This window comes from Aeromicrobium sp. (assembly GCF_014378035.1).
Classification (GTDB): Bacteria; Actinomycetota; Actinomycetes; order Propionibacteriales; family Nocardioidaceae; genus Aeromicrobium.
Genome location: NZ_JACMOM010000219.1, coordinates 1 through 3,780, shown reverse-complemented (window position 1 = coordinate 3,780; position 3,780 = coordinate 1). Strand labels below are relative to the sequence as shown.

The following is a 3,780-nucleotide window of genomic DNA, read 5'->3' as shown; positions in this document are numbered from 1 at the left end:
GCCGGGCTCAGCCCACCGCAAGTTCGCCAGTCCTTCTTGCCCTTGAGAACCGTGTGAAGGGAGTGCGGATGTCGCCGCGCCTGGCTCGAGCAGCGCGTGGATCGAATCTCCTGCGGAATCCCTGCGGAATCTGGGCTATTTCAGGCCAACGAAAACGGCCCCCGATCCTGCGTTTCCGCAGGTCAGGGGCCGTTTCCGGTCTACGTCAAGGTCTAAATGTCGTAGTAGAGCTCGAACTCGTGCGGGTGCGGCCGCAGCTGCACGGGCAGGATCTCTTCGGTGCGCTTGTATTCGATCCACGTCTCGATGAGGTCGGGCGTGAACACGTCGCCAGCGGTGAGGAACTCGTGGTCGGCCTCGAGCGAGTCGAGCACCGCGTCGAGCGACGTCGGCACCATGTTGATGGCTTCGTACTCCTCCGGCGGCAGCTCGTAGATGTTCTTGTCGATCGGGGCCGGCGGCTCGATCTTGTTCTTGATGCCGTCGAGCCCGGCCAGCAGCAACGCGGAGAACGCGAGGTACGGGTTGGCCGACGGATCGGGGCAACGGAACTCGATGCGCTTGGCCTTGGGGTTCGACCCGGTGATGGGGATGCGGACGCAGGCGGACCGGTTGCGGGCCGAGTAGACCAGCGCGATGGGAGCCTCGAAGCCGGGCACCAAGCGGTGGTAGCTGTTGACCGAGGGGTTCGTGAACGCAAGCAGCGACGGGGCATGCTTGAGGATGCCGCCGATGTAGTGGCGAGCGAGCTCTGACAGTCCGCCATAGCCCGACTCGTCGTAGAACAGCGGCTTGCCGTCGTTCCAGATGGACTGGTGGACGTGCATGCCCGAGCCGTTGTCGCCGAAGATCGGCTTGGGCATGAAGGTGACGGTCTTGTCGTTGGCCCACGCTGTGTTGCGGACGATGTACTTGAACTTCATGACGTCGTCGGCTGCCTTGAGCAGCGTGTCGAACCGGTAGTTGATCTCAGCCTGCCCGCCGGTGCCGACCTCATGGTGGCCGCGTTCGAGGGTAAGCCCGACATCCGTGAGGTTTGTCATCATGTCGTTGCGCAGGTCAGCGGTCTGGTCGGTTGGTGCGACCGGGAAGTAGCCGCCTTTGTAGCGAACCTGGTAGCCACGGTTGTCGCCGATGTCGTCACCCGTGGACCACGCGGCCTCAGATGAGGTGATCTCATAGAAGGACTTGTTGGCGCTGGTGCCGTAGTTGACCCGGTCGAAGATGTAGAACTCTGCTTCGGGAGCGAAGTACGCGGTGTCGCCGATGCCGGTGGTGGCCAGGTAGGCCTCAGCCTTGCGAGCGATGTTGCGCGGATCGCGCGAGTACGCCTCGCCGGTGATCGGGTCGTGGACGAAGAAGTCCATCGCGATGGTCTTGCGCCGCTTGAAGGGGTCGACGTAGGCGGTCTTGATGTCCGGGAAGAGCACCATGTCGGACTGGTCGATGGTCTGGAAGCCGCGGATCGATGAGCCGTCGAACGCCACGCCGCTCTCGACCATCGCGGCGTCGAAAGTCGACGCGGGCAGTGTGACCTGCTGCTGGATTCCGGGAAGATCTGTGAAGCGGACGTCGAGGTACTCAACACCTTCGTCCTTGATGAACTTGAACAGCTCGTCGGCGTTGCCGAACATGAGTCCTCCTTGACCGCGCAACGCGGCCCTTGATGTCGATACGGCAGGTAAGTGCTTTCGTGCACCGTATCTCTGACGCTAGGGGCAGGCAGTTTCTTGACCGTCACTGGTTTGTTTCCAGCATGTTACAAGTGGCGACGGTAGCCGCCCGGAGTGCCCAGTCGATGATCGTCGGTAGGCTCCCGAGCGTGGACAACGTATCGCTGGGACGACGCTTCGGGGCGCTCGTGGTCGACTGGCTCATCGCTTCGCTCAGCGCGGCGGCAGTGGCGGGCGTCAGCTATCCGCCGGAGAACGTCCGGCAGAACCTCATCATCACGGGGTTCTCCGTGGTCGAGGTCGCCGTGCTGACGGGGCTGCTGGGCTTCTCGATCGGCAAGCGGCTCTTCAGCCTCAAGGTAGAGGGACCCGACGGCAACCCGATCGGCCTGCCGAGGGCTGTTCTTCGCACCCTGCTGATGGTCCCGGTCATTCCGGCGCTCGTGATGACGAAGGACCGCCGCGGCCTGCACGACCTCGCTGCTCGGTCGCGCGTCATCCGCGTCTAGCCCTGCGTCACCAGAGGTGAGGCAGTCGGTCAGCCGCGCATTGCCTTGCGCGAGCCCTTCATGCTCGTGGGCACGGGCCCACGAGGCATGGGCGCGGCAGGGCGCATCGCATCGAGTGCCTTGAGCTTGTAGAGCACTCCTGTCATCTGCGCGGGCTTGATCTTCTTGGGCAGCTTCTGGATGTGCTTGATCAGCTTGGTGAGCTTGTCCTCGCCCTCACCGCTGCCGACGATGATGTCGATGATGGGCACCTCGTCGCCAGCGATGCGGGCGTGCTTCTTGCGCTCGGCGGCGAGCAGGTTGCGCACCCGTGAGGGGTTGCCCTCGCCGACCAGGATGACTCCCGGACGGCCGATGACGCGGTGCACGACGTCCTGATTCTTGGTGAACGCCACGGCAGGCTTGAGGTCCCAGCCCTTGCGGAGCATCTGCAGGGCACCGGCGGCAGCGCCGACCTGCCCTTCGACCTGCGCGTAAGCGGCCTTCTCCGCACGACGTCCGAAGACGATGAGCACACCGAGGAAGCCGGTGAGCACACCGAGCACGATCGAGATGATGAGCCCGAACGTGCCGTTGAAGAAGACCAGACCCAGCGCGGCGAACGCGCCACCGACGATGAGGAAGGTCAGCAGCAGGATCAACCCGATGTTGCGGTCGCTGCGCTTGGTGATCGAGTAGGCCTGGCGCATCTGGCCGAGGCGGCCCTTGGCAGGCTCAGGAGTGGCGTTGGACATGGTGGCAGTCTACGGCGCTCGTCACTCGGTGACGGATGCGCCTTCGCGCTCGGACATGGCCTGCTTGTAGAGACTGCCGGCGCGATAGGACGAGCGAACCAGCGGCCCCGACATGACGCCGGCGAAGCCGATCTCGTCTGCCTCGGCCTTGAGCTCGACGAATTCCTCGGGCTTGACCCATCGTTCGACCGGGTGGTGGCGAACCGATGGGCGAAGGTATTGCGTGATCGTGATGAGGTCGCAGCCCGCTCCGTACAGGTCGCGCAGCGCCTGGGAGACCTCGTCGCGGGTCTCGCCCATGCCCAGGATCAGGTTGGACTTGGTGATCAGGCCGTAGTCGCGGGCCTGCGTGATGACGTCCAGCGAACGGTCGTAGCGGAACGCCGGGCGGATGCGTTTGAAGATGCGGGGCACGGTCTCGACGTTGTGGGCCAGCACCTCGGGCTTGGAGTCGAAGACCTGCTCGAGCAGCTCGGGGATGCCGTTGAAGTCGGGGATGAGGTTCTCGACGCCCGTGCCCGGGTTGAGCTCGTGGATCTTGCGCACAGTCTCGGCGTACAGCCAGGCACCGCCGTCGGGGACGTCGTCGCGGGCGACGCCGGTGATGGTCGCATAACGAAGCTCCATCTTCTGTACCGACTCGGCAACACGACGGGGCTCGTCGCGGTCGATCGGGTCAGGCTTGCCGGTGTCGATCTGGCAGAAGTCGCAACGGCGGGTGCACTGCTCGCCACCGATGAGGAACGTGGCCTCGCGGTCTTCCCAGCACTCGAAGATGTTCGGGCAGCCAGCTTCCTGACACACCGTGTGCAGGCCCTCACCCTTGACGAGCTTCATCAGCTCGGTGTACTCCGGGCCCATCTT

At 64.2% G+C, this 3,780-nt stretch carries 4 protein-coding genes; 1 reads left to right on the top strand and 3 read right to left on the bottom strand.

Annotated features, from left to right (window positions below):
* Positions 1 to 212: 212 nt before the first annotated feature.
* The gene (gene glnA / locus H7290_RS11430) at positions 213 to 1,634 is read right to left on the bottom strand and encodes a type I glutamate--ammonia ligase (protein WP_290514143.1); all 1,422 of its coding nucleotides are present in this window, start codon (positions 1,632 to 1,634) and stop codon (positions 213 to 215) included.
* Positions 1,635 to 1,822: 188 nt separating this feature from the next.
* Here glnA and H7290_RS11425 point away from each other — a divergent pair, with 188 nt between their 5' ends.
* Positions 1,823 to 2,182, top strand: a complete 360-nt coding sequence (locus H7290_RS11425; RefSeq protein ID WP_290514142.1) for an RDD family protein — start codon at positions 1,823 to 1,825, stop codon at positions 2,180 to 2,182.
* Between the two features lie 29 nt (positions 2,183 to 2,211).
* Here H7290_RS11425 and H7290_RS11420 read toward each other — a convergent pair whose 3' ends face one another.
* On the bottom strand, positions 2,212 to 2,916 hold the full coding sequence (locus tag H7290_RS11420) for a DUF4191 domain-containing protein (RefSeq protein WP_290514141.1): 705 nt from the start codon (positions 2,914 to 2,916) through the stop codon (positions 2,212 to 2,214).
* 21 nt (positions 2,917 to 2,937) lie between these two features.
* Positions 2,938 to 3,780 (bottom strand): lipoyl synthase (lipA, locus tag H7290_RS11415; RefSeq protein ID WP_290514140.1); only part of this gene is annotated, 843 nt, incomplete at its 5' end.

Excerpts from the sequence above, each read along its gene's own strand:
- glnA (WP_290514143.1), bottom strand. The coding sequence starts at position 1,634 with ATGTTCGGCAACGCCGACGAGCTGTTCAAGTTCATCAAGGACGAAGGT.
- H7290_RS11420 (WP_290514141.1), bottom strand. The coding sequence starts at position 2,916 with ATGTCCAACGCCACTCCTGAGCCTGCCAAGGGCCGCCTCGGCCAGATG.